Annotated in this window: 19 protein-coding genes, 2 tRNA genes and 1 riboswitch; of the genes, 16 read left to right on the top strand and 5 right to left on the bottom strand. The window is 67.7% G+C overall.

Annotation, left to right across the window (positions count from 1 at the left end; translation table 11 throughout):
* The first annotated feature begins 58 nt into the window (after positions 1-58).
* The 7 genes from BZF57_RS00005 (at position 59) to BZF57_RS00035 (ending at position 4,899) form a co-directional block, all read left to right on the top strand.
* Positions 59-132, top strand: a tRNA-Cys gene (locus BZF57_RS00005).
* A gap of 54 nt (positions 133-186) precedes the next feature.
* A tRNA-Thr gene (locus BZF57_RS00010) sits at positions 187-262 on the top strand.
* 101 nt (positions 263-363) lie between these two features.
* Positions 364-1,407, top strand: coding sequence for a glycosyltransferase family 2 protein (locus BZF57_RS00015; protein ID WP_086733325.1), 1,044 nt, complete (start codon positions 364-366; stop codon positions 1,405-1,407).
* A complete protein-coding gene (locus BZF57_RS00020; protein ID WP_086733327.1) occupies positions 1,394-2,083 on the top strand; it encodes a class I SAM-dependent methyltransferase in 690 nt (229 codons plus the stop codon). Before BZF57_RS00015 ends, BZF57_RS00020 begins: the two co-directional genes overlap by 14 nt.
* Positions 2,084-2,087: 4 nt before the next feature.
* Positions 2,088-2,471 carry a GtrA family protein gene (locus BZF57_RS00025; RefSeq protein WP_162290922.1) on the top strand — a complete coding sequence of 128 codons (384 nt, stop codon included), beginning with the start codon at positions 2,088-2,090 and terminating at the stop codon, positions 2,469-2,471.
* The gene (locus BZF57_RS00030) at positions 2,468-4,033 is read left to right on the top strand and encodes a hypothetical protein (RefSeq protein WP_086733331.1); all 1,566 of its coding nucleotides are present in this window, start codon (positions 2,468-2,470) and stop codon (positions 4,031-4,033) included. The genes BZF57_RS00025 and BZF57_RS00030 overlap by 4 nt, the downstream gene beginning before the upstream one ends.
* Before the next feature lie 77 nt (positions 4,034-4,110).
* A complete protein-coding gene (locus tag BZF57_RS00035) occupies positions 4,111-4,899 on the top strand; it encodes an SDR family oxidoreductase (protein ID WP_086733333.1) in 789 nt (262 codons plus the stop codon).
* On the opposite strand, the gene BZF57_RS00040 is transcribed toward BZF57_RS00035, so the two are convergent.
* A complete protein-coding gene (locus BZF57_RS00040; RefSeq protein ID WP_086733335.1) occupies positions 4,896-6,617 on the bottom strand; it encodes an N-acyl-D-amino-acid deacylase family protein in 1,722 nt (573 codons plus the stop codon). The genes BZF57_RS00035 and BZF57_RS00040 overlap by 4 nt on opposite strands.
* Positions 6,618-6,731: 114 nt before the next feature.
* Between BZF57_RS00040 and BZF57_RS00045 the strand changes: the two genes are divergently transcribed.
* The gene (locus BZF57_RS00045; RefSeq protein ID WP_086733337.1) at positions 6,732-7,616 is read left to right on the top strand and encodes an NAD(P)H-binding protein; all 885 of its coding nucleotides are present in this window, start codon (positions 6,732-6,734) and stop codon (positions 7,614-7,616) included.
* 17 nt (positions 7,617-7,633) lie between these two features.
* On the opposite strand, the gene BZF57_RS00050 is transcribed toward BZF57_RS00045, so the two are convergent.
* Both BZF57_RS00050 and BZF57_RS00055 read right to left on the bottom strand, forming a co-directional pair.
* Complete coding sequence (locus tag BZF57_RS00050; RefSeq protein ID WP_086733339.1) at positions 7,634-9,535, bottom strand: beta-galactosidase; 1,902 nt, start codon at positions 9,533-9,535, stop codon at positions 7,634-7,636.
* Entirely contained in the window at positions 9,532-11,637 is a 2,106-nt protein-coding gene (locus tag BZF57_RS00055) for an alpha-galactosidase (RefSeq protein ID WP_143738263.1), read from the bottom strand. Before BZF57_RS00055 ends, BZF57_RS00050 begins: the two co-directional genes overlap by 4 nt.
* A gap of 97 nt (positions 11,638-11,734) precedes the next feature.
* Between BZF57_RS00055 and BZF57_RS00060 the strand changes: the two genes are divergently transcribed.
* From BZF57_RS00060 to metH, 7 genes are all read left to right on the top strand, one after another.
* The gene (locus BZF57_RS00060; protein WP_240505795.1) at positions 11,735-13,231 is read left to right on the top strand and encodes a sodium:solute symporter family transporter; all 1,497 of its coding nucleotides are present in this window, start codon (positions 11,735-11,737) and stop codon (positions 13,229-13,231) included.
* Positions 13,228-14,253 carry a UDP-glucose--hexose-1-phosphate uridylyltransferase gene (locus tag BZF57_RS00065; RefSeq protein ID WP_086733346.1) on the top strand — a complete coding sequence of 342 codons (1,026 nt, stop codon included), beginning with the start codon at positions 13,228-13,230 and terminating at the stop codon, positions 14,251-14,253. The genes BZF57_RS00060 and BZF57_RS00065 overlap by 4 nt, the downstream gene beginning before the upstream one ends.
* Positions 14,254-14,542: 289 nt before the next feature.
* A complete protein-coding gene (galK, locus tag BZF57_RS00070; protein WP_086733348.1) occupies positions 14,543-15,727 on the top strand; it encodes a galactokinase in 1,185 nt (394 codons plus the stop codon).
* 72 nt (positions 15,728-15,799) lie between these two features.
* Entirely contained in the window at positions 15,800-16,783 is a 984-nt protein-coding gene (locus tag BZF57_RS00075) for an ArsR/SmtB family transcription factor (RefSeq protein WP_086734538.1), read from the top strand.
* On the top strand, positions 16,780-17,712 hold the full coding sequence (gene metF / locus BZF57_RS00080; RefSeq protein ID WP_086733350.1) for a methylenetetrahydrofolate reductase [NAD(P)H]: 933 nt from the start codon (positions 16,780-16,782) through the stop codon (positions 17,710-17,712). The genes BZF57_RS00075 and metF overlap by 4 nt, the downstream gene beginning before the upstream one ends.
* Positions 17,709-18,752, top strand: a complete 1,044-nt coding sequence (locus BZF57_RS00085) for a homocysteine S-methyltransferase family protein (RefSeq protein WP_086733352.1) — start codon at positions 17,709-17,711, stop codon at positions 18,750-18,752. Before metF ends, BZF57_RS00085 begins: the two co-directional genes overlap by 4 nt.
* A 105-nt stretch (positions 18,753-18,857) precedes the next feature.
* Positions 18,858-21,473, top strand: coding sequence for a methionine synthase (gene metH, locus BZF57_RS00090; protein WP_086733354.1), 2,616 nt, complete (start codon positions 18,858-18,860; stop codon positions 21,471-21,473).
* A gap of 33 nt (positions 21,474-21,506) precedes the next feature.
* Here metH and BZF57_RS00095 read toward each other — a convergent pair whose 3' ends face one another.
* Positions 21,507-21,806, bottom strand: a complete 300-nt coding sequence (locus BZF57_RS00095) for a fucose-binding lectin (RefSeq protein WP_086733355.1) — start codon at positions 21,804-21,806, stop codon at positions 21,507-21,509.
* Between the two features lie 139 nt (positions 21,807-21,945).
* Here BZF57_RS00095 and BZF57_RS00100 point away from each other — a divergent pair, with 139 nt between their 5' ends.
* Positions 21,946-23,166, top strand: a complete 1,221-nt coding sequence (locus BZF57_RS00100; RefSeq protein ID WP_162290923.1) for a serine hydrolase domain-containing protein — start codon at positions 21,946-21,948, stop codon at positions 23,164-23,166.
* Positions 23,167-23,272: 106 nt separating this feature from the next.
* Here BZF57_RS00100 and BZF57_RS00105 read toward each other — a convergent pair whose 3' ends face one another.
* The gene (locus BZF57_RS00105; RefSeq protein ID WP_086734540.1) at positions 23,273-24,475 is read right to left on the bottom strand and encodes a cation:proton antiporter; all 1,203 of its coding nucleotides are present in this window, start codon (positions 24,473-24,475) and stop codon (positions 23,273-23,275) included.
* Positions 24,476-24,615: 140 nt separating this feature from the next.
* Positions 24,616-24,717, top strand: a riboswitch (glycine riboswitch).
* Positions 24,718-24,750: the final 33 nt, after the last annotated feature.

Here is a 24,750-nt window from a genome sequence, read left to right on the forward strand (position 1 = left end):
CCGCCCCCGAATCGCTAGTGCGCCGCTTCCGTCCGGAGCGTAAGCCCCGGGGAGGCTCGGCCCGATGGCGGAGTGGTGACGCAGCGGACTGCAAATCCGTATACGCCGGTTCGATTCCGGCTCGGGCCTCCACCTTTTTGCGATTGCGAACAAACGCCGCAAGGCCTAGGTCGCACTTGTCGGATTGCCGCTTTAGCTCAGTCGGTAGAGCACATCATTCGTAATGATGGGGTCACGTGTTCGAGTCACGTAAGCGGCACCACACGCCTCATCGCGCGGGGCGGATGTCCGGGGCAGTGGGCCAGGGTGCGCGATTTAACCTTTTTCCGTTAGCGTTATCCCAAGCTTAGGAGGACAGGTCACTTGCAGGTATCGCAGCCATATCCGAGCTCCTGCGAGCTGTCGGTCGTCATTCCGGTCTACAACGAGGAGGCCGGTCTCGACGCGCTGATCGAGCGCGTGACCGCCGCCGCCCATGCGATCTTCGCCGACCGTTACGAGCTGATCCTCGTGAATGACGGATCGAAGGACGGCAGCTGGAATGCGATCTGCCAGCATGCCGACCGCGATCCGCGCATCGTCGCGATCAACCTGTCGCGCAACCACGGCCACCAGCTGGCGCTGACCGCGGGCCTCCATCACGTGCGCGGGCAGCTCGTCTTCGTGCTCGATGCCGACCTGCAGGACCCGCCCGAACTGCTCGGCCCGATGCTGGAGCGGGTGCGCGAAGGCTATGACGTGGTCTATGGCCAGCGCATCAAGCGCCACGGCGAGACCGCCTTCAAGCGCGGCACCGCGGCGATGTTCTACCGCACGCTGGCGAGCATGGTCGACACCCACATCCCGCGCGACACCGGCGATTTCCGCCTGATGACCCGGCGCGTGGTCGACCAATTGAATGCCATGCCCGAGCGCTATCGCTTCATCCGCGGGCTCGTGAGCTATATCGGCTTCAACCAGACCGCCTTCCCCTACGAGCGTGACGCGCGCTATGCGGGCGAGACCAACTATCCGCTGCGCAAGATGATCGCGCTGGCGGTGGATGCGATCACGAGCTTCTCGGTCGTGCCGCTGCGCTTTGCCTCGCATCTGGGCATGCTGTTCGGCCTCGCCGGGCTGGCCTCGCTGGTGTGGGTCGTGGGTGCATGGATGCAGGGCGGCGCGGTGCAGGGCTGGGCCAGCCTTGCCGCGCTGACGCTGATCCTCGGCTCGGTGCAGCTGCTGGTGCTGGGCGTGTTCGGCGAATATCTCGGCCGGATGTACATGGAGGGCAAACAGCGCCCGCTGTTCATCGTCTCCGAAGTGCGCCGCCACCCCGCCGCCGCCAACGAGGAACCCGAGCCGGCGCCCGTTGCCGAAAAGCGGAACGGTGCCAAGGTCAATGAGGCGATCCGTGTCGCAGGCTGAGTTCGACGCCTATGTCGATGAATATGATGCGCAGCACGCCGCCTCGGTCAAGCTGAGCGGCGAGGACCCGGATTTCTTCGCCGAGTACAAGGCGAAGGAAGCCGCGCGGGTGATGGCCGATGCCGGCCTCAGCCCGCGGCGGATGATGGATTTTGGCGCGGGGCGGGGCAATTGTGTCGCCCACCTCCAGCGCGAATTCCCCGATGCGGCGCTGACCGCGCTCGACGTGTCCTCGCGCTCGCTCACCCATTGCCAGGCGCGCGCGATCCGGCCGCTCGAGACGGTGTGCTATGACGGGCAGACCCTCCCCTTCGGCGAGGGCAGCTTCGACATGGTGTTCACGGCCTGCGTGTTCCACCACATCCCCGAAGAGGACCACATCCGCCTGCTGCGCGAGATCCGCCGCACACTGAGCCCGCAGGGGCGCTTCATCCTGTTCGAGCACAACCCGTGGAACCCGGCGACGCGCCATGCGGTGGCGACCTGCCCGTTCGATGCCAATGCAGTGCTGATCAGCGCGCCCGAGATGCGCCGCCGGTTTCGCGCGGCGGGCTTTACCGATGTCGCACTGCGCTGGACGCTGTTCTTCCCCGCGTTCCTCGCCCCCCTGCGCCCGCTCGAGCGCTGGCTCGGCTGGCTGCCGCTGGGCGCGCAGTACTGCCTCGTCGCGCGCTGATCCCATGCTGGCCCGGCTGCTGCGCTTCGGTCTGACGGGCCTTGCCAATTCGGCTGTCGGCTGGGCGGTGATCTTCGGCGGGCTGTGGGCCGGGATGAGCGGGCTGGCCGCCAATGCCGCGGGCTATGCCGTGGGGCTGCTCCTGTCCTTCACCCTCAACCGCCGCTTCGTGTTCGGGGTGACGGGCGCGGTGTCGGTGCGCGAGGTGGCCAAGTTCCTCGCCGCCTTCGCGGTGGCTTACGGCGTCAATGTCGCGGTGCTGATAGCGGCGCAATCGGTGCTCGGCGCGGATAGCGCGCTCGCGCAGCTGCCCGCGATCGGGGCCTATATCGTGATCTTCTTCCTCCTCTCGCAATTCTTCGTCTTCAAGCCCGCCACCTCCGAATGAACCTCTCGCACATCCACTCCGGTGCGCCGCAGGGCGGCTCGCCGCGCCTGTTCGGGCTGCTCGACCGCTGGCCCGCGATCCTGCTCGTGTGTCTTATCGCGATTGCCCCGCTGCTGGTGGTGGGGATCGCCCCGCTGACCGATCTCTACGGCCACCTCGGCCGCTACGCCGTGCAGACCGAGCTGGCGCAGCGCCCGGGCTTGCAGCCCTATTTCACCTACGACTGGAAGCTGATCGGCAACCTTGGCGGGGACATTCTGGTCGAGGTGCTGCACCCGCTGCTGGGGCTCGAGGGATCGGTCAGGGCAACGGTGATGATCACGCAATTGCTCGGCGCGCTCGGGCTGCTGCTGGTCAGCCGCGAGGTGCACGGGCGCGTCACCCCCTTCGCGGTCGCCGCGATCCCGATGATCTACGGCTTCCCGTTCAACTACGGCTTCATCAACTACGCCTTGAGCATGGCGCTGGCGCTGCTCGCCTATGCCGCGTGGCTGCGCATCCGCAAGCAGGGCCGCGAGGGTGCCGCGGCGCTGTGGCTGGCGGTAAGCGGCGCGGCGATCTGGGTCGCGCATACCTATGGCTGGGCCTTCCTCGGCCTGCTCGCCGGATCGACGATGCTGGCCGAAGTCTGGACGGCGCGAATGCATCCGGTGCGCGCGGTGCTGCGCATCCTGGCTGCGTGCTGGCCGCTGCTGCTGCCGGTCATCCCGATGGTGATCTGGCGCGCCGAGAGCTCGGGCGCGGCGATGTCGGGCTGGGCGTGGCAGTTCAAGCTCAACTGGGCGATGTCGCCGCTGCGCACCTATTGGCGCGACTTCGACATCGGCTCTGTGGTGGCGGTGCTGGTGCTGCTGCTGTGGGCGCTGTTCAGCCGCACCGTGAAGTTCGAGCGGGGCACGGGGATCGCGGCGCTGCTGTGCCTCGCCTTCTTCATCGCCCTGCCGTTCCGCGTGTTCGGATCGGCCTTCGCCGACATGCGCCTGCTGCCCTATGCGCTCGCCATCGCGCTGGTCGCGATCGCGCCACAGCGGACAAACGCGAAGGCGCTGCTGGTGGCGAGCGGGCTGGCGCTGGCCTTCTTCGGGGTGCGCATGGCCTCGACCACGCAGGCCTATATCAACCAGGACCGCATCGTGCAGGCCGCCCTGCCTGCGGTCGAGCGGATGCCTGAAGGCGCGCGTGTCGTGTTCCTTTCGGTGAAGCCGTGCCGCACCCGCTGGGCGCTCGCGCCGCTCGATCACCTCTCGGGCGCGGCGATGGCCCGCAAGAGCGCCTTCGTGAACGACCAGTGGCAGCAGCCGGGCGTGAACCCCCTCAAGGTCAGCTACCCCGCCGCCGAGCCCTTCGTGCGCGATCCCTCGCATCTGGTGGTGCGCGAGGATTGCAAGGAAAGCCGCAACCGCCCGCGCCTCTCGACTGCGCTCCGGCGCCTGCCGCGCGGGGTGTTCACCCATATCTGGATCGTCGGCGATTACCCCAAGGACATGCGCGCGCCCGAGGGCTATGAGGCGGTGCCGGGCGCGGGCAAGGGCCTGCTCTTCGCGGCCAAGCCCGCCTCCTGATCCGCCAGCAAGTTCGCCAGTTTACGCCGCGCCTCGTTGCGCGACAATGGCGTGACACGAGGCGGGAGAGCGGAACGATGGATCTGGGAATTGCCGGCCGCAGGGCGCTGGTCAACGGCGGCAGCGCGGGCATGGGCAGGGGTGCGGCGCTCGCTCTGGCGCGCGAGGGCTGCGAGGTGTTCATCTCGGCAAGGGGCGCCGAAAGGCTCGAGGCGACCTGCCGCGCCATCGCTGCCGAGACCGGGGCCAAGGTTCACCCGATCATCGCCGACCATGCCAGCGAGGAGGGACGCAACACGATCCTCGCCGCGATCCCCGATCCCGACATTCTGGTGGCCACCTGCGCCCCGCCGCCCTTCACCGGCGACTTCCGCTCGGTCTCGCGCGCGGATTTCGAGAAGGCGGTGGCGACCGCGCTGCTGAGCCCGATCGACTACATCAAGGCAGTGACCGGCCCGATGGTCGAGCGGCGCTGGGGCCGGATCGTCAACATCTCCACCGGCGCGGCCAAGTATCCTGCGGCGATGCGGGTGCTCTCCGGCCCGCCGCGCGCGGCGCTCGCCAATTATTGCCACGCGATCTCCAAGGAGCTTGCCCCGCATGGCGTGACGATCAATTCGGTGCTGCCGGGGATGCACCACACGCCCGGCGCCGAGGAAGCGCTCGGCCCGCGCGCCGCTGCCAAAGGCCGCACCTATGCCGAGGAGGCCGAGGCTTTCGTCAAGGCGATCCGCATCCCCGCCGGGCGCTTCGGCGATGCCGAGGATCTGGGCGCACTGGTGGCAATGTTCTGCTCGGCCCAGGCGAGCTACGTCACCGGGCAATCGCTGGTGGTCGACGGCGGGATCGGAACCTCTACCTTCTAGGCGGCGGCCCGGTATCCCGCGCCGCGCACCAGCTTGCCCGGCCGCGCGCCGGTGCTTTCGTCGAAGCGCCGGATGACCTCGCCGGCAACGATGGTCGCCTCGTAGCCGGTCGCGCGCTGGTGCAACCGGCGGCCGCCGGCGGGCAGATCGCGCACGACTTCGGGCAGGTGCAGGGTCAGGCCATCCAAATCGATCACGTTGAGGTCGGCCCGTCCGCCCACCGTCAGCGTGCCGCGGTCGGTGAAGCCCACCGCCCGCGCCGCCTTGGCGGACAGCATGTGCACCGCCTCGGCGAGGCCGAGTTGCAGCGGCCCCTGCTTCTGCACGAACTGGGTCAGCAGATAGGTCGAATAGCTCGCATCGCAGATCGCCCCGTAATGCGCCCCGCCATCGCCGAGACCGGGGACGCAGTGCGGGTGGCGCAGCATTTCGTGCGCGCTGTCGAGCGTGGCGTTCTCGTAATTGCCGAGCGCGGCGAGGAACAGGCCGCGGCCCTCGGTCTCCAGCAGGCGGTCATAGGCGACCTCCTGCGGCGTACACCCGCGCGCGGCGGCCTGGCCCGCCATGCTCATATGCGCAGGCGGAGCATAGTCGGGCGGGTTGTCGAGCGGGAACAGCCAGCGCCAGTTGCGGGCGAGCTCGTTGAAGGGGTGGCCGGGGGTGAAATCGTCGGTAATCAGCGCCGCGCGCAGGGCGGGATCGCGCATCGCGGCGACCTGTTCGGGAATCGAAAGGTGCGCGATCTTCTCCCACGAGGGGCACAGCACGAAGGGGTGCACCGTCAGCTCCAGCCCCGCGATCAGGCCGATGGGGCGCGGCATGATCTGCGCGTGGGCGACCCCGCCCTCGGCATTGGTGCGCTCGAGCATCTCCAGCACCCGCCGCCAGCGCGGGGGGCCTTCATTGCCCGAGGCGAGAGTGAAGGTCGCAGGTCGGCCCGAGGCGGCGATCACCCGCTCGATCACGCGGTATTCCTTGTCCCACCCGACGAAGGCGTCGAGCACCACCTGAAAGGTGCCCGCGCCCGCATCCTTCATGCCGCTGGTGATCGCTTCCAGCTCGGCGATGTCGGTGTCGAAGGTCGGGATCGCCTGCCCGTCGGCGGTCTTGTGGATCGACAGGCGCGAGGTCGCAAAGCCGAGCGCGCCCGCGCGCATCGCCTCGGCGGTGAGGCGGCGCATGAGGGCGAGATCGTCATCGGTGGCGACTTCGCGCGCCGCACCCCGCTCGCCCATCGCATAGACCCGCAAGGGCGAATGGGGGAGGTAGGCGGCGACATCGATATCGCGCTTTCCGGCGGCGACCGTGTCGAGATATTCGGGGAAGGTCTCCCAGTCCCACGGCAGGCCCTCGGTCATCACCACGCCGGGGATGTCCTCGACGCCCTCCATGACGTTGATGAGCATGTCGTGATCGCTCTTGCGGCAGGGCGCGAAGCCGACCCCGCAATTGCCCATCACCGCGGTCGTCACCCCGTGCGAGGAGGAGGGGGAGAGTTCCTCGGCCCAGATGCACTGGCCGTCATAATGGGTGTGGACGTCGATGAAGCCGGGGGTGACGATCTTGCCTTTGGCTTCGATCTCCTGCGCCCCGCGCCCGAGGCCCTTGTCGATGGCGGCAACCCGTCCGCCGGCGATGCCGACGTCGCCTTCGACGAGGTCGCCCCCCGTCCCGTCGGCGATGGTGCCGCCGCGGATCACCAGATCATAGTCTGCCATGGCTCAAGCCTCTCCTCTCCCGTCCGGGATGATGCGACGGGATGCTGGGCCGCGCAAGGGCGGGGCGGCAACTCGCACTTTTGCGCTTGGCCCAAGGGCGGGTTAGAGTGGGGAATGACCAGGGCCACTCCTACGCCGCGCCGCGTTGCTCTTGCGGGCGCGAGCGGCACCATCGGCGCGGCGGTGCTGCGGCGGCTCGAGGCCGAGGAGCACCATGTGACGGCGCTGTCGCGGGGCGATTGGGCCGATCCGGAGGCGCTGAAAGCCGTGCAGCCCGCGGTCGTGATCTCGTGCATCGCCTCGCGCTCGGGTGCGCCTAGGGATGCGCAGGCGGTTGATTATCAAGCCAATTCCGATCTCCTGAAGGCCGCGCAGGCGGCGGGGGCGGGGCATTTCATCCTGCTCTCGGCAATCTGCGTGCAGAAGCCGCTGCTCGCCTTCCAGCACGCCAAGCTCGCCTTCGAGGCCGAGCTGGCGGCGAGCGGAATGGACTATACCATCGTCCGCCCCACCGCCTTCTTCAAGTCATTGAGCGGACAGGTAAAAAGGGTGAAAGCGGGCAAGCCCTTCCTGATCTTCGGCGATGGCAATCTCACCCGCTGCAAGCCGATCAGCGACGATGATCTGGCGGCCTTCATCGTGGGATGCATCGACAATCCGGCCATGCGCGGCAAGGTGCTGCCCGTCGGCGGGCCGGGGCCTGCCATCTCTTTGAAAGAACAGGGAGAAATCCTGTTCCGTGCTGCCGGGAAGCCGCCGAAATTCAAGTCGGTCTCGCCCAAGATATTCACTGTCGCCGAGCGCATCCTTGCCCTCGGTGCGCCCTTTTCGGGGTGGTTTGCCGAGAAGGCCGAATATGCCCGCATCGCGCGCTATTACGCGACCGAGTCGATGCTGGTTCTCGATCCCGCGACCGGCACCTATTCCCCCGACCTCACCCCCGAATTCGGCGCGGAGACGCTGGAATCGCATTACAGGCGCCTGCTGGAGGGGGTCTAGAGGGGGTTTGGCGGGGTCTAGCGGGGGTTGAGATGCCAGCTGGCAGGGGGCAAGGTGGCCCCTAAATGGGGCACAAAAACCGGCTGCGCGGCATAATTGAATGTGAAAACATGGGCTTGCGTGCGCCGCACCCGGATTCCCTCGGGAAGATCGCGTAATTCGACGCCAGCCTCGGCGGCCATGCGCTCGACCAGCAGGGCGAGCAGCGCGCGGTCGGGCCAGATCGCGCAGTATCGGACGCCGTCCTTGTAGGAAACGACCGTGCGGCCCGCGGCGTCCACCAGTTCGGGCGCATCATCGCTGGCGACATCCTCGCGCCAGCGGGTGACGGCAAAGCTCTCCGCCGGTTCGGCCACCCCGTCCCGCAGACTCTCGACGCGGGTGACGGTCACGCCGGTCAGATCGCGCAAGGCCCCGGGCGCGAGGCCATCGGGGATGCAGAAGCTCGCCGTCTTGCTCCCTGACCGCGGGCCCAGAAGGACGGGGCCATCGAACGCTGCGAGCTTTTCCGCAAAGCCTTGCGGAACGATCGGCAGGGTCGGCACCACGAGCATGCGATAGCCCGACAGGTCGGCCGAGGGCGCGACGATATCGACGTCGAGGCCCTTCTGGCGCAGCGCAGAATAGGCCTCGAACACCAGCTCCAGATAGCGGAAGCTCTTGCCCTGCGGCTGGATGCCGACGACCCACGCGGCCTCGTAGGAGAACACCAGCGCGACCGGCGCTTTCGCGCAGGCCTGCGGGCCGATTTCTGCCAATACCTTCGCCGCCGTGCGCACCTCTTCCGCCGCTTCGGCCTCGGAGCTGTCGGGCCGCAGGAGCCCGGCGTGCATCTGCTCCTGCGCGAAAGGCGCCTGCCGCCAGCGGAAATAGCTGGTGAGCTCGGCCCCGTGGGCGCAGGCCTCGAGGGTCCACAGCGCGACCATCCCCGGCAGCGGCGCAGGGTTGAAGCGCGCCCAGTTCACCGGGCCGGGCTGCTGCTCCATCACCCCCCAGCGCCCGTTCGAACACCCGCGATAGAGATCGTGGTGGAAGGCGGCAATATCGGGGTGGCCCTGCCGCAGGTAGGCGCGCTTTTCTGCGTCCGAGAACCAGAACTGTTCGAGGAAGCCGAGCGGGTAGCTGTCCCACGTCGCCACATCGATATCGCGGCCGACGTCGTGGTGATCGAACTCGGTGAAGAAGCCCATGAAGTTGTGGGTGATGTCGACGCCGGGGGAGTGCGCGCGGATGATGTCCACCTGCTCGCGGTTGAAGCTCGCCACCTGATCGGAAGCGAAGCGGCGATAATCGAGCCAGTGCGCGGGGTTCGCTTCGGTGACGGTGAGGTGCGGCGGATCGATCTCGGCGAAGGAGCGATATTCCATGCTCCAGAACACGTTGCCCCATGCTTCGTTCAGCGCCTGCGGGGTGCCATAACGCGCCGCACACCAGCCGCGGAAGGCACTCGCGGCGGCATCCGAAAAGCTGAGCACCGTGTCGTGGCAGCCATATTCGTTATCGGTCTGCCACATGGCGAGCGCGGGGTGCTTGCCGTAACGCTCCGCCAAGGCGGTTACGATCCGGCGGCATTCGGCGCGATAACCCTCGTGGCTGAAGCAATAATGCCGCCGGGATCCGAAGCCGCGCGGGCGGCCCTGCTCGTCGATGGCGACCATGTCGGGCATCCGGTCGACCAGCCACTTGGGCGGGGTGGCGGTGGGGGTGCCGAGGATCACCTTGAGGCCCGCGCTCGCCAGTGTTTCGATCGCACGGTCGAGCCAGCCCCAGTCGTAATGGCCCGGCTCGGGCTCGATCCGGCTCCACGCGAATTCGCCGATGCGCACGAGCGAGAGGCCCATCTCCGCCATCCGCCGCGCGTCCTCGGCCCACCATTCCTCCGGCCAGTGTTCGGGATAGTAGCAGCAGCCGAGTTTCACGCGATTGTCTCCAGCGCGATGATCCACGCGGTTTCGGGGTGGGTGAGGGGGAGCGCAAGGCCGTGGGTCATCAGCGCCGCGCCCGAAAGGACAAGCCCCGCGCGCCATGCGTCGGGATCGCCGAGGTAGTGCCGCGCGCGCGGCGGCCACGGCTCGGGCAGGGTGACGCGGTAGCGCGCCTGCGGATCGAGGCCCGCGAGCCTGACGGGTGCGGCATCGAACACCGGCGAAAAGGCGGTCTGCGCGACGAGGGCGAGAGCCTTGTCCTCATGGGTCACCATCATGCCGGTGACGTTCGGATCGGGATGGGCAAGGTGATGCAGATCGCCCGCGTGCAGCACGGAGCGCCATTGCTTGTAGAGCGCGATATGGGCGGCAAGGCTCTCTCGCTCCTTGTCGGTCATGCGGGCGGGGTCAGCCTCGACCCCCATGTGCCCGAACACCGCCACCTTGGCGCGGAAGTCCATTGCGAGGCGCCGCCCGGTGATCGGATTGGGCGAGGGCCCGACATGGCTGCCGAGCACTTCGAGCGGCATGAACCGGCTCCATTCGCGCATGATCCGGATGCGCTCGATCGCGTCGTTGTTGTCGGAGGGCCAGAACCGCTCGATCCGTCCGAGCAGCCCCATGTCGATCCGCCCCCCGCCGCTCGAGCAGCTTTCGATCATGGTGTCGGGGAAGTCCGCGCGCAGCTGATACCACATCATGTCCAGCCGTCCGCTATGCGTCCCCAAAGCAGGCAGCGGGAACAGGCGGCGGTTGTGGTCCCACTTGAGGTAGGCGATGTCGTTCTCGCGCAGCAGCCTGGCGATGCATGCCTGGATGTGGTCGCCCACTTCCGGCCTGGTGAAATCGAGCACCAGCTGGTTGCGCTCCGTGGGGCGCGGCAGGCCGGGTTCGTGCAGGCACCAGTCGGGATGCGCGCGGTAGAGGTCGCTGTCGGGCGAGACCATCTCGGGCTCGACCCACAGGCCGAAATCCATGCCGAGCGCCTTCACATGCGCGATCAGCGGGCCGAGGCCGTTGGGGAAGCGGACCGGATCGGGTACCCAGTCGCCCAGCCCCGCGCGATCGGAGCTGCGGCCCTTGAACCAGCCGTCGTCGAGCACGAAGCGTTCGGCACCCAGCATCGCGGCGTCCTCGGCGAGGCGCATCAGGCGGGCCTCGTCGAAGTCGAAGGTGCAGGCTTCCCAGGTGTTGAAGTGGACGCGGCGCTCGCGCGGGGGATTGTGGGGATGGCGGGCCAGCCGCGCGCGGGCGTGGGTGTGAAAGGCGCGGGTGAGGGTGGCTGCGTCCGGCGCCCAGACGATCAGCGCTTCGGGCGTGTCGAATATCGACCTGCCCTCCACGCCGACCGGGGTCTCGGCGACCAGCACGGCGTCGCCATCGTCATTGCGCTCGATCCGCACCTCGTGATCGCCGGTCGCGGCGATGTGGAAGCCGAGCTGCGCGCCGGTCTCCGCGTCGTCGAAGGCCAGCCAGTCCCCGCCCGCGAAGCCCGACTTCCCCCCGCGCGAGGCCCATGAGAGGCCCGCGCGGGTGACGGGCAGGCGCTCGGCGCGCATATCGTCGGCCCAGCGTCCGGCGAAATGGGTCACGTGTCCGAACCCGCGCGGCAGGGGCAGCAGCAGCGAGGCGCAGCGGGTGGTCACAACCCCGCGCTCGTCGATGGCGCGCGGCCCGGTGTCGATGAATTGCGCGCGGGTGCGGATCACGTCGCCTGCGTCCATCGTCCAGCTGATCCGGAGGTGGGTCTCGAGCGCCTCGTCCTTCCAGTCTGCCCAGATCGTCCGGCGGTCGGGGGTGGTCTGGAGTGTCAGCTCCCTCCAGCGCGGCGTGACCGGCTGGCCGTGCAGATCGAACTCCGCCAGCAGCGGCCCGCGCCAGCCGGTGCGCGGATCGGGCAGGAGGCCGCCGGTGGGCGGCACATCGGGCTGGTTCTCGTGCCGGCCCCGTGCAGCGGCAGCGGCCAGCGCAACTAGATCTTCGTCATTGGGCAGGCGCGCGCCGAGGTGGAGCAGCGCCAGTGCATCCCCCCGCGCCATCCAGACCACGCTGGTGCGCTCGCCATCGAGCCGTGAAAACCGAGGACTGCCGTTCAATTCCCTCTCCCGCGCCGGGGACAATTATCGCCTGCAAGGCTTGTCCGGCCCCCGCCAATGCGCTGTAACCGCCGCGAGAGAGAGGGGAAAGCATACAATGTCGCAAGCCATAACCGGCGGGAGCATGGTCCAGATCGCGGTCTGTCTGGGGGTGACCGCGGCGATCGCACTCGTCACCTGGCTCACCATCAGGCGCGACCGGCACGACGGGTCGGACAAGGACGTCTATCTGGCGGGCAACAAACTGAGCTGGCTGTTCGTCGCGGGCGCGATCACGCTCACCAACCTCTCCACCGATCAGCTTGTCGGCATGAACGGCAACCAGATGCTGCTGCTCGCCTGGTGGGAGATCAGCGGGTTCGTGGGCCTGCTGATCCTCGCCTATGTGTTTGTGCCGATCTACTACCGCGCCAGAGTGACGACCGTGACCGAGCTGCTCGAACAGCGCTACAACGGGGGCGGCATCCGCACGCTGGTGTCGGCGCTGTTCCTGTTCGGGATGGTGCTGATCTACCTTCCCGCAGGGCTCTATTCGGGCGCGCTGTTCCTGAAGACCGCCGGGATCGACTTCGATCTGCGGGTGCTGGCGGGGGTGCTGGGGTTGATTGCAGCGGCCTACACCATGGCGGGGGGGCTGCGTGCGGTCGCGGTGATGGAGACCTATTCGGGCATCGGCGTGCTTGCAATCGCGGTGCTGGTGGTTGTGCTGGCGCTGAACGCGGTCGATTGGGACATCGCGCGCGGTGTTCCGGCAGAGCGGCTGACGATGGTGGGCGCGGCTGACAGCCCGATCCCGTTCCACACCCTGTTCACCGGCATGATCTTCATCCAGATCTTCTACTGGTCGACCAATCAGCCGATCACCCAGAAGGCGATGGCCGCGCCTTCGGTGAAGGAGGCGCAGAAGGGCGTGCTCGCCGCCGCGGTGGTGCGCATCCTGATCATCCCGGCGATTGTCGTGATCCCGGGCGTGGTCGCCTTCCAGCTGTTCGGCGACATCGACGATGCCGCCTATGGCAGGCTGGTGGGCGAGGTGCTCCCGCCGTGGCTCTCGGGCGTCTTCGCCGCTGCCATCGCGGCTGCCGTCATCGCCCACACCGCCGCAGTGATGAACGCGGCGGTGGGGCTCTATGCGGTCGACTTCCACGACAAGTTCATCCGCAAGGTTTCCGACCACCGGCAGCTGTCGCGCACGGTGACCGCGATCCTGACGGTCACCTCGGTCGCTCTGGTGCCGGTGTTCGACAACGCCAAGAGCATCATCAACCTGCTCCAGCAATTGAACGGCCTCTCTTCGATGCCGATCCTCTCGGCCTTCATCGTCGGGCTGCTGTTCACCGGCGTGGAGAGCCGCGCGGCCATCGTCGGCGTGGTGTGGGGCTTTGCGCTCTATGCGCTCTACAGCTTCGTGCTCGAGCCGGGCGGCATGATCGGGCTGCACTATATCGACTTCATGGTGGTGACGCTGGTGACGAGCGTGATCGCGGCGCTTGCCTTCAACCGCCTGGCGCTGGGCGGGCGGGTGCGCTTCGCCCCGCGCGAGGTGTTCGCGCAGCTGGCAAGGCCGCGGCCCGAGGAAGAGGTCTTCACATGACGCTCGACCTCGCCCGTCCGCACCGCCGCCATAACCCGCTAACGGGCGGCTGGGTGCAGGTCTCCCCGCAGCGCATGGGGCGGCCGTGGCAGGGCGAGACGAGCGAGCCCGATCCGCCGCCGCCCGCCTATGATCCGGCCTGCTACCTGTGCCCCGGCAACACCCGCGTCGGCGGCGAGGCGAACCCGGCTTACGAGGGCGTCTACGTCTTCGACAATGATTTCCCCGCGCTCGCCGACGAGGCGGGCGGGGAAGTCTCGCCCGATCCCCTGTTCCGCGCCGAAGCCTCGGGCGGCGTGTGCCGGGTGATCTGCTTCTCGCCCGATCACGGCAAGTCTCTGCCCCTGCTCACCCCCGCCCAGCTGCGCGCGGTGGTCGACACCTGGGCCAACCAGACCGCCGAGCTGGGCGAGCGTTTCGCCAGCGTGCAGGTGTTCGAGAACAAGGGCGGACAAATGGGGTGCTCGAACCCCCATCCCCACGGGCAGGTCTGGGCGACCGCGCATGTGCCGCAGGAAACCGCGACCGAGGACGCGACCCAGCGCGCATACCTTGCCGCGCACGGCCGCCCGCTGCTTATCGACGTTGCGGAGCGCGAGGCAGAGGGCGAGCGGGTGGTGGAGGCCAACGCCGACTGGCTCGCCATCGTCCCCTTCTGGGCGGCGTGGCCGTTCGAGACGTTGGTGTTGCCGCGCTTTGCCGTCCAGCGCCTGCCGGATCTCGCCGCCAGCCAGCGCGACAGCCTTGCCGCGATCCTCAAGGCGCTCACCACCCGTTACGACAACCTGTTCCGCACCAGCTTCCCCTATTCGATGGGCTGGCATCAGGCACCTTTCACGCAAGGGCCGACGGAGCACTGGCAGCTCCACGCGCATTTCTACCCGCCGCTGCTGCGCTCGGCCTCGGTGCGCAAGTTCATGGTCGGCTACGAGATGCTCGCCGAGCCGCAGCGCGATCTCACCCCGGAGCGCGCGGCAGAGATGTTGCGTTCTGTCAGCGGCCTGGTGCATTACCGGGATTAGAGCACTTTCCGACCAATGCGGGTCACCCTGACGGAGCCGATTTTGGCCCAGCGCAAGGAACGAGGAGCGAGCCATGCTGACGCATAGTGAGCGACGAGCGACGCCGCGCTGGGCCAAAATCGGCCCGCCCCTGCGGGGTCGCGTCAGGAAGCCCGCTGGCTTCGTCGTGACGCTTGCCCGGGGGCCGAAGGGCCCGCGCTGCGCGCCACTCCTGTCCAGCGGGCTTCCTGACGCGATCAGGGTGACCCGCATTGGTCGGAAAGTGCTCTAACCAAGGGACGTATTTCACATGGATCGCCGCGAGAGACTGATCGCCCGCGCCCGGCAGGGCTTCCGGCTGGCCTATGGCGTGGAGCCGACGCGCTTCTTCGCCGCGCCCGGGCGGGTCAACCTGATCGGCGAGCATGTCGACTACAACGAGGGCTATGTCCTGCCCTGCGCGATCGACCGCGAGACCATCGTCGCCGCCGGTCCGCCCGCGCCGCAATCGAAGGAAAAGCTGTTCGAAGCGGTCGCGCTCGACATGGGCGACATGGCCAGCGCGCGCGACAGCTTCGATCTGGTCGCGCCGATACGTCCGGGCGAGAACAACTGGCAGAACCATGTGCGCGGGGTGGTGCAGGCGCTGGGGCGCTATGGCCACCGGGTGCGCCCGATGCGGATCGCGGTGGCGGGCGACGTGCCGATCGGGGCGGGGCTGTCGTCCTCGGCCGCGTTCGGCGTGGCGGTGGCGCTGGCGTGCTCGGACTATTCGGGCCTCAGCCTCGCGCCCGAAACCCTCGCCAAGGTCGCGCAGCTGGCCGAGAACGATTTCGTCGGCTGCGCCTGCGGGATCATGGACCAGATGGCCTCGGCCGCGAGCGTCGCCGATCACGCGCTGCTGCTCGATTGCCGCAATCTCCAGACCCTGCCGATCCCGATCCACGCCAGCCTTGCGATAACGGTGATCGACACCGGCATCCGCCGCAGCCTCACCGAAAGCGCCTTCAACCAGCGCCGCGCCGAATGCGAGGCGGTGGCGGCGCATTTCGGGGTGAAGGCGCTGCGCGATCTCGACTGGGACACGCTGCTGCGCGCCGAGCCCGATATCGACCACACCCTGTTCCGCCGCGCGCGCCATGTGGTGACCGAGATGGACCGGGTCGAGCCCATCGCCATCGCGCTGGCGCAGGGCGATACCGCGCAGCTCGCCGAGGTGATGCGCGAGGCACATATCTCGCTGTCGCAGGACTTCGATGTCTCGCTGCCGCCGATCGACCGGCTGGCGCAGATGGTGTCCGAAGGGCTGGGCGATGCCGGGGGCGTGCGGCTGACGGGGGCGGGCTTCGGCGGGTGCCTCGTTGCGGTCAGCACCCACGAGGCCGCGGAGGCGATCGACGGCGCGGTGGCGCGCTACAACGCCGAAGCCGATCTTCCCGCCCGCGCGGAGGCCTATCGCCCGGCCGGCGGAGCCGCGCCGATCGCGGTCGGCTGAGCGGTTTCAACGCGCTGCCCGCGCTTGGGTGATTTACAGATATAAAAATATCTTTATATGCTCCTCGTCACAATGGTGCTCGAGGACATCTTCAAGGCGCTGGGCGATCCGACCCGGCTGCGCATTGCCCGCCTTCTGGGGGCGATGGAGCTTGCCGTGGGCGAACTCGCGCAGGTGCTCGGCCAGAGCCAGCCGCGCGTCTCGCGCCATGTCGGCATCCTGTGCGACGTCGGCCTTGCCGAACGCCGTCGCGAAGGCAGCTGGGTGTTTCTGCGCCAGAGCGAATCGGACAGCGCGGTGATCGCCGCGGTGCAGGACCTGCTCGCGCTCGCCGAAACCGCCGAACCTGACTTTGCCGCCCTGTGCGAGGCCGATCGCAAGAAGCTCGCCGCGATTCGCGATGCGCGCGAGGCCGCGGCCGAGACCTATTTCGCGCGCCACGCCGGCGAGTGGGACGAATTGCGCGCGCTCCACAGCGCCGATGCCGAGGTCGAACGCCGCCTCGCCGAAGCCCTCGCCGATGCGCCGCTGGGCGCGCTGCTCGACATCGGCACGGGCACGGGCCGCATGGCCGAGCTCTTCGCCGAGCAGGCCGACCGCGTGGTCGCGCTCGACAAGAACCTCGAAATGCTGCGCGTCGCCCGCGCCAAGCTCCAGCACCTGCCCGCCAGCCGGATCGAGCTGGTGCAGGGCGATTTCGCCGACCTGCCCTTTGCCGATGCCGGGTTCGACACGGTGATCCTGCATCAGGTGCTCCACTTCGCGCCCGATCCCGCCCCCGTGCTGGCGGAGGCTGCGCGGGTGCTGCGCGGCGGCGGGCGGATCGCGATCGTCGACTTCGCCAGCCATGACCGCGAGGAGCTGCGCACCCGCCACCAGCACGTGCGGCTCGGCTTCTCCGACCGGCAGATGGCCGAACTGCTCAAGGCCGCCGGCTTCACCGCCAGTCCGCCCACCGCGCTCGAAGGTGGCTCGCTCGTCGTCAAGATCTGGACGGCCAAGCGCCGCGCCGCCGCCCCCTCCTCCAAGTCCCCCGCTCTGGAAACCGCGAAATGACCCCCACGCTGAACCAGCTCCACGAATACCGCACCGCCACCGACACGCCGCTCTTCTCCGGCCTGCCGGGCGATGTCGCGGTGAGCTTCGAATTCTTCCCGCCCAAGAGCGAGAAGATGGAAGAGCAGCTGTGGGATGCGGTGACGCAGCTGAAGCCCTTGGGGCCGAGCTTCGTCTCGGTCACCTATGGCGCGGGCGGATCGACCCGCGAGCGCACCCATGCGACGGTCGCGCGCATCATAGCGGAAGGCAAGCTGCCCGCCGCCGCGCACCTCACCTGCGTCGCAGCGAGCAAGGCCGAGATTCACGAGGTGGCTGAGCAGTACTGGGAAGCGGGCGTGCGCCACATCGTCGCGCTGCGCGGTGACGCGGGCGAGCCGGGCGCGCCCTTCACCCCGCACCCCGAAGGCTATGCCAGCGCCGCCGATCTGGTCGCGGGTCTCAAGGCCATCGCCCCGTTCGAGATCTCGGTTGCCGCCTATCCCGAGACGCACCCTGATGCGCTTTCGCCCGAGGCCGACATCGACAACCTCAAGCGCAAGATCGACGCCGGGGCGACCCGCGCGATCAGCCAGTTCTTCTTCTCGGCCGAAACCTTCTTCGCCTTCCGCGACAAGTGCGCGGCCGCCGGGATCGACGCGCCGATCCTGCCGGGCATCCTCCCCGTCACCAATGTCGCGCAGGCGCGGAAATTCGCGAGCGCCTGCGGGGCGGCGATCCCGGCGTGGATGGATGGCCTGTTCGAAGGTCTCGACGAAAAGCCCGCCGCGCGCCAGCTGGTCGCAGCGACGGTCGCCGCCGAGCTGTGCCGCCGCCTCTATGCGGGCGGGGTGCGCGACTTCCACTTCTACACTCTCAATCGCCCCGAGCTCGCCTATGCGATCTGCCACATGCTCGGGAAGCGCCCCGTTTCGGAGAACGTCGCATGAGCGCCCGCGCACAACTCCAGGCCGCGGCGAAAGACCGCGTGCTGATCTTCGACGGCGCTTTCGGAACGCAGATCCAGCTGCGCAAGCTCTCCGAGGAGGATTACGCCGGATCGCTCGGACTGCCCGCCGACCAGAAGGGCAACAACGACATCCTCGCGCTCACCCGCCCCGATGTGATTGCGGACATCACCCGCGCCTATTTCGACGCGGGTTCGGATATCGTCTCGACCAACACCTTCTCGGCGAACCGCATCAGCCAGGCCGATTACGCCGCCGAGGCGCTGGTGCGCGACATCAACCTCGCCTCCGGCAAGATCGCGCGCGAGCTGGCGGATGAATATGCCGCCAAGGACGGCAAGCCCCGCTTCGTCGCGGGCGCGATCGGGCCGACCAACAAGACCCTCTCATTGAGCCCCGACGTCGAGGATCCGGGCTACCGCGAGATCGACTTCGACGAACTGGTCGCGGTCTACAAGGAACAGGCCGCCGCGCTGGTCGAGGGCGGGGTGGATTTCATCCTGATCGAGACGGTGTTCGATACATTGAACGCCAAGGCCGGGATCATGGCGGTCAAGCAGCTCGAGCGCGATCTGGGGCGCGAGGTGCCGCTGATGATCTCGATGACGCTGACCGACCTGTCGGGCCGCAACCTCTCCGGGCACACCGTGGAGGCGTTCTGGTACGCGGTGAGGCACGCAAAGCCCGTCACCATCGGCCTCAATTGCAGCTTCGGCGCCGAGCAGCTGCGCCCGCACGTCAAGGTGCTCTCGCAGATCGCCGATACGCTGCTGCTGATCTATCCCAACGCGGGGCTTCCCAACGAGCTCGGCGAATATGACGAGCTGCCGGACACGACCGCGGGGCTGGTGAAGGACTGGGCGGATCACTGCCAGGTCAACATCCTCGGCGGGTGCTGCGGTTCCTCGCCGGCGCATATCGCCGCCATCGCCAAGGCGGTGGCGAACAGCGAGCCGCGCGCCGTGCCCTCGCCCGAACCGGCGATGAAGCTGGCGGGGCTGGAAGCCTTCATCGCCGCCTGACCTCACCCTCCCCCGTCATCCCCGCGCAGGCGGGGATCCAGCTTACCTCCGACCGACAAGCTGGACCCCCGCCTACGCGGGGGTGACGAGAAAAGCGAAAAGACCATGACCCAACCCTCCTCCTCCCGCTTCATCAATATCGGCGAGCGCACCAACGTCACCGGCTCCGCGGCGTTCAAGAAGCTCATCATGGCGGGCGACTACCCCGCCGCCGTGGAAGTCGCGCGCCAGCAGGTCGAGAACGGCGCGCAGGTGATCGACGTCAACATGGACGAGGGCCTGCTCGATGCGGTCCACGCGATGACGACCTTCCTGAAGCTGATCGCCGCCGAGCCCGACATCGCCCGCGTGCCGGTGATGATCGACTCATCGAAGTTCGAGGTGATCGAGGCGGGGCTCAAGTGCGTCAGCGGCAAGCCGATCGTCAATTCGATCAGCATGAAGGAGGGCGAGGAGGCCTTCCTCCACCACGCGCGCATCTGCATGGATTACGGCGCGGCGGTGGTGGTCATGGCCTTCGACGAGACCGGACAGGCCGACACCAAGCAGCGCAAGGTCGAGATCTGCAAGCGCGCCTACGACCTGCTCGTCGCCGAGGGCTTCCCCCCTGAGGACATCATCTTCGATCCCAACATCTTCGCGGTGGCGACAGGGATCGAGGAGCACAACAATTACGGCGTCGATTTCATCGAAGCAGTGAAGGAACTGCGCGAATTGTGCCCGCACGCGCATTACTCGGGCGGTCTCTCCAACCTCTCCTTCAGCTTCCGCGGCAACGAGCCGGTGCGCCGCGCGATGCACTCGGTGTTCCTCTACCACGCCATTCCCGCGGGCCTCGACATGGCGATCGTCAACGCGGGCCAGCTCGACGTCTACGACCAGATCGACCCCGCGCTGCGCGAGGCCTGCGAGGACGTGATCCTCAACCGCGACCCGGACGCCACGGAGCGCCTCATCGCCCTCGCCGAAAGCTTCAAGGGCAAGTCGGTCGCGGATGAAAAGGCCGCCGAGGAATGGCGCGGCTGGCCGGTCGCCAAGCGGCTCGAACACGCGCTGGTCAAGGGCATCGACGCCCATATCGTCGAGGACACCGAAGAGGCCCGCCAGTCCGCCACGCGCCCCATCGAAGTGATCGAAGGCCCGCTGATGGACGGGATGAACGTCGTCGGCGACCTGTTCGGCTCGGGCAAGATGTTCCTACCGCAGGTGGTGAAGTCCGCGCGCGTGATGAAGAAGGCGGTCGCCCACCTCATCCCCTTCATCGAGGCCGAGAAGGACCTCCTCCCCGAGGAGGAGCGCAAGGCCAAGGGCAAGATCATCATGGCGACGGTGAAGGGCGATGTTCACGACATCGGCAAGAACATCGTCGGCGTCGTGCTCCAGTGCAACGGCTACGAGGTGATCGACCTTGGCGTCATGGTGCCCTGGCCGACGATCCTCGCCGCGGCGAACGACAACAAGGCCGACATGATCGGGCTCTCGGGCCTCATCACCCCCTCGCTGGATGAGATGGTCACGGTCGCCGAGGAAATGCAGCGCGCCGGCATGACCATGCCGCTGCTGATCGGCGGGGCGACCACTTCGAAGGTCCACACCGCGCTGAAGATCGACCCTGCCTATGAAGGCCCGGTGATCCACGTGCTCGACGCGAGCCGCGCGGTGGGGGTGGCCTCCAAGCTCCTCTCCGACACCCAGCGCGACGATTACGTCAGCGAAGTCGCCGACGAATACACCCACGTCCGCGATGCGCGCGCGGGCAAGAGCGCGAGCGTGCTGCTCAGCATCGACGAGGCGCGGGCGAATTTCTACGACGCCTTCCTTTCGGACAAGCCCGCCCCGCCCGAACAGCCGGGCCTCCACGTCTTCCCCGACTGGGACTTGGCGCACCTCAGGGACTTCATCGACTGGACGCCGTTCTTCCGCGCCTGGGAACTCCACGGCAACTACCCCGCGATCCTCAAGGACGAGGTGGTGGGCGAGACCGCGACCCAGCTCTTCGCCGATGCCAATGCGATGCTCGACCAGCTGATCGCCGAAAAGTGGCTCACCGCGCGCGGCGTCGCGGGCCTGTGGCCCTGTGCGCGCGACGGGGACGATGTGACGATCCACCTCCCCGAAACCGAGGAGCACGTCCGCCTCCCCTTCCTGCGCCAGCAGGTCAAGAAGAGCCGCGACCGGGCGAACATGTGCCTTGCCGACTTCATCGACCCGGCAGGCGACTGGATCGGCGGCTTCGCGGTCGGGATCCACGGGATCGACAGCCACTCGGCGCGCTTCCAGGCCGACAAGGACGACTATTCGGACATCCTCCTGAAGGCGCTCGCCGATCGCTTCGCCGAGGCCTTTGCCGAAGCGCTGCACCAGCACGTGCGCACCACGCTGTGGGGCTATGCCCCCAACGAGCAGCTCACCAACGAGGCGCTGATCAAGGAAGAATATCGCGGCATCCGTCCGGCGCCGGGCTATCCGGCCTGCCCCGATCACAGCCTCAAGCCGATCCTGTTCGACCTGCTCGATGCGCCCGCCAATGCCGGGCTGACCCTCACCGAAAGCTTCGCCATGTGGCCGACTGCCGCCGTCAGCGGCTTCTATTTCGGCCACCCCGAAGCTGAATATTTCGGCGTCGCCCGCGTCGGCCGCGACCAGCTCGAAGACTATGCCGCCCGCCGCGGGGTGAGCGTCGAGCAGGCCGAGCGCTGGCTGCGGCCCAATCTCGACTAGGCTGGCGAGGACGCGGGGACGCGCCCCGCGCCGTCAGGACGGGGTGTAGGTGCCCTGCGTCCAACCCGTCTCGGGATCGCCGCACCATTCGGTGGTTTTGTCCGCGATGGTGCAATAGACCCGCAGGTGGGTGCCGTCGCTCGCGTTCCAGACGGTCGCCGAAACCTGGCTTCCGGGGGCGGAAAACTGCCCCGTCACCCAGCCATTGCCATCGTTGCAGCGTTCGGTGACGGTGTAGCCGTCGGTCGAATAGACGCGGATATGCAGTTGGCCTGCGGTGTCGAACCAGCTGACGGTGGCCGTGCTGATCGGGAAGTTCGGATTGTCGCTCATCGTTCTATCCCCCTGATTTTGGCGAATCTTGCCAAGGGGTTGGAGGATGACGCATCGTTGCAGGGCTGACAACAGGCGGGGCTTCGGGGACCAGCGGGGCGCGATTGATCGCGGGGGCTTTTGCAGGGATAAGGCAGGGATGATCCGCCGCCTCCTCGCCGCTCTGGCTCTCGTTGCCGCCCCCGCCGCCGCGCAGGAAACGCCGGCGCCACCCGCGAGCGTCGTAGTGGCCTTCGACCGCGAGACGATCCGCCCGCTGATCGTCGAAGGGCTGGCGAGCAAGGAAACGGGCCGCAAGCTCGAGGCCAATGATCCGGTGCGGATCGCCTCGATCTCCAAGCTGATCATGGCGCTGACCGCGCTCAGGCTGGCGGACGAGGGCAAGGTCGATCTTGATCGCGATGTCTCGGACTATCTCGGGTGGAAGGTGCGCTCGCCCTACTTCCCCGATGTGCCGGTGACGCTCGGCCAGCTGATGTCGCACCGCGCAGCGCTTTCGGGCACGGCGGATTACATCATTCCCTTGGGCGAGAGCCTCGAAGCGAAATTCGCTGACCCTGCCTCGTGGCGCGAGGGCGTGCGGCCGGGCGGGCGCAATGATCCCCTGCGCCGGCCCGATCCGCTGGAGTTCCTCTATTCCAACCTCGGCGCACCGCTGGTGGCGACCGTGCTCGAAGCGGCTTCGGGCGAGCGCTATGACCGGCTGGTCGAGCGCCTGGTGTTCGCGCCGCTGGGGGTGAAGGCCTGCCTCAACTGGATCGGCTGCGATGCCGACATGGCGGCACGCGCGGTGACGCTCTACCGCGACACCGGCGAGGTGGCGAAGGATGGCCCCGCCGACCTGCCGCCCGCCTGCACGATCCCCGTGGCGGAAGGGCAGGCGTGTGACCTCGACGCCTATGTGCCCGGCACCAATGCCTCGATCTTCAGCCCGCAGGGCGGGGTGCGGATCGGGATGATGGACCTCGCGAAGATCGGGCAGGCTATTCTTTTCAAGGACGGGTACTGGCCAGCCAGCGCCGACAATGTGCTGAATGACGTCACCGAACGCGGTGAGACGAAAGGGCAGGAATTCTTCTGCCATTACTGGATGGGCGTTCAGTACATCAATCGCTTCCCCGGGCGCTGCAAGGACGGTCTGTTCGACAGGACCGACGTTCCCGAGACCGACGCTGTCGGCCATTCGGGCGAAGCCTATGGGTTGCAATCGGGCCTGTGGCTGTTGGCTGGCGGCGAGACAGGGCTGGTCTACTTCACCACGCAGGTCCCGCCTCCAGCGGGCGGCGAGGATACCGGCGGCTTTACGGACCGGGAAAAGGCGCTGATGGCGCGGGCGTCTATGGTGCCGTTCGACAAATAGAACTGTTCGTGCTGAGCTTGTCGAAGCACCGCCCTTCTTGATCCTCTCGTGGTCCTCGAAGGAAAAGTGCGGCCCTTCGACAAGCTCAGGGCGAACGGACGTTTTTCTAGGCCTCCGCCTTCACCCTTGCGTCCAGCCGCTTCAGCAGCGGGGTGACCATCGGCACGGTCAGCGTCGTGCTCGTCACCGCCATCAGCAGCAGCGCGGTGAAGGCTTCGTTCGAGATGATGCCCTTGTCGAGAAGCACATTGGCAAAGATGATCTCGATCAGCGCCTTGGTCTGGAGCAGCCAGCCGATCACGCTCGCCTCGCCCGGACGCCAGCCGAGCAGCTTGCCCGCGATCTGGACGCCGAGCAGCTTGCCGCTGACCGATGCGGCGAGCAGCAGTGCGGCCGCGCCGAACACGGCGAGCCCGCCCACGTCCCACTGGGTCCTGAGGCCGGTCGAGAGGAAGAACACCGGCATGATCGTCAGCAGCACGGTGTTGCGGAAGCGGTCCATCGCCTCGTGCCCGAACCACTTGGCGTCGAGCACCACGCCCGCGAGGAACGCGCCGACCATGTAGTGCAGGCCCGACCAGTCCGCGCCGAAACCGACGACGGCGAGCCAGATCAGCCCGACATACCAGCGGTCGTCCTCCTTGAGGCGCACCATCAGCTTGCGGATCAGGTAGGCGGCGATTGCGAAGCCGACGAGGAAGATGCCCTGCCGCTCGATCCGCGCCCAATCGAGCAGGATCAGCGCGAGCACGCCCCAGATCGCGACATCGTCGAGGCTGGCATAGCGCAGGATGCGCTGGCCGAGCGGCTCGCGCAGGATGCCGAGCTTCTCCATCAGCAGGGCGAGGATGGGGAGCGCGGTGACCGCGCAGGCCATGCCGATGCCGAGGATGATCTGCCAGGTCGAACCCTTGGGGCCGATCCAGCCCGGCCCGCTCGCGAGCAGGATCGCCGCCGCCGCGCAGCCCAGCGCCATCGGGAACAGCAGCGCGCAGGCCGCCGTGACGCTGCTTTCCGCGCGGCGCTCCCAGGCGAGCTTGAGGTCGAGTTCGAGCCCCGCGACCCACACGAACAGCATCACCGCCCACCAGGCGACGCCGTTGAGCGCGCCGATCACCTCGGGCTTGAAGACGAAGGCGTAGTATTCGGGATAGGCAGCGCCCAGTACCCCCGGGCCGAGCAGGATGCCGCCCACGATCTGGACCACGACGAGCGGCATCCAGTATTCGGTGTTGAGCAAACGCCATACCAGCCACGGAGCGGCGAAGATGATCGTCAGCGCGATCAGATAGACTTCCGTGGTATTCATCCCGCGTTCACCCATAAAACCGCGCGTTTCCGCCCGCAATTGCGTTTTCCACACGGCAAACCGGCGTTCGCCCGATTGACGCGATGCAGCAATTCGGACAGGGCAGGGGCGTCTTCCGCGGCAGGAGTGATTCTGGCGCGGGCAGGCGAGCGGGAGAGCCCGATGCCTCTGTCAAAGGGGGCAAAGGCGCCGAAGGAGCAACCGCCCCGGAAACTCTCAGGCCACCGGACCGCTCGGCTGCATGACACTCTGGAAAGCGCTGCGGGCTTCGGCTT

The sequence above is a fragment of the Erythrobacter colymbi genome (genome assembly GCF_002155685.1).
Taxonomy (GTDB): Bacteria; Pseudomonadota; Alphaproteobacteria; order Sphingomonadales; family Sphingomonadaceae; genus Erythrobacter; species Erythrobacter colymbi.

Bases quoted from the DNA above. Each gene is read 5' to 3' on its own strand.
- BZF57_RS00025 (WP_162290922.1), top strand. From the start codon at position 2,088: ATGCTGGCCCGGCTGCTGCGCTTCGGTCTGACGGGCCTTGCCAATTCG.
- BZF57_RS00030 (WP_086733331.1), top strand. From the start codon at position 2,468: ATGAACCTCTCGCACATCCACTCCGGTGCGCCGCAGGGCGGCTCGCCG.
- BZF57_RS00035 (WP_086733333.1), top strand. From the start codon at position 4,111: ATGGATCTGGGAATTGCCGGCCGCAGGGCGCTGGTCAACGGCGGCAGC.
- BZF57_RS00040 (WP_086733335.1), bottom strand. From the start codon at position 6,617: ATGGCAGACTATGATCTGGTGATCCGCGGCGGCACCATCGCCGACGGG.
- BZF57_RS00045 (WP_086733337.1), top strand. From the start codon at position 6,732: ATGACCAGGGCCACTCCTACGCCGCGCCGCGTTGCTCTTGCGGGCGCG.
- BZF57_RS00060 (WP_240505795.1), top strand. From the start codon at position 11,735: ATGTCGCAAGCCATAACCGGCGGGAGCATGGTCCAGATCGCGGTCTGT.
- BZF57_RS00065 (WP_086733346.1), top strand. From the start codon at position 13,228: ATGACGCTCGACCTCGCCCGTCCGCACCGCCGCCATAACCCGCTAACG.
- galK (WP_086733348.1), top strand. From the start codon at position 14,543: ATGGATCGCCGCGAGAGACTGATCGCCCGCGCCCGGCAGGGCTTCCGG.
- BZF57_RS00075 (WP_086734538.1), top strand. From the start codon at position 15,800: ATGGTGCTCGAGGACATCTTCAAGGCGCTGGGCGATCCGACCCGGCTG.
- metF (WP_086733350.1), top strand. From the start codon at position 16,780: ATGACCCCCACGCTGAACCAGCTCCACGAATACCGCACCGCCACCGAC.
- BZF57_RS00085 (WP_086733352.1), top strand. From the start codon at position 17,709: ATGAGCGCCCGCGCACAACTCCAGGCCGCGGCGAAAGACCGCGTGCTG.
- metH (WP_086733354.1), top strand. From the start codon at position 18,858: ATGACCCAACCCTCCTCCTCCCGCTTCATCAATATCGGCGAGCGCACC.
- BZF57_RS00095 (WP_086733355.1), bottom strand. From the start codon at position 21,806: ATGAGCGACAATCCGAACTTCCCGATCAGCACGGCCACCGTCAGCTGG.
- BZF57_RS00100 (WP_162290923.1), top strand. From the start codon at position 21,946: ATGATCCGCCGCCTCCTCGCCGCTCTGGCTCTCGTTGCCGCCCCCGCC.
- BZF57_RS00105 (WP_086734540.1), bottom strand. From the start codon at position 24,475: ATGAATACCACGGAAGTCTATCTGATCGCGCTGACGATCATCTTCGCC.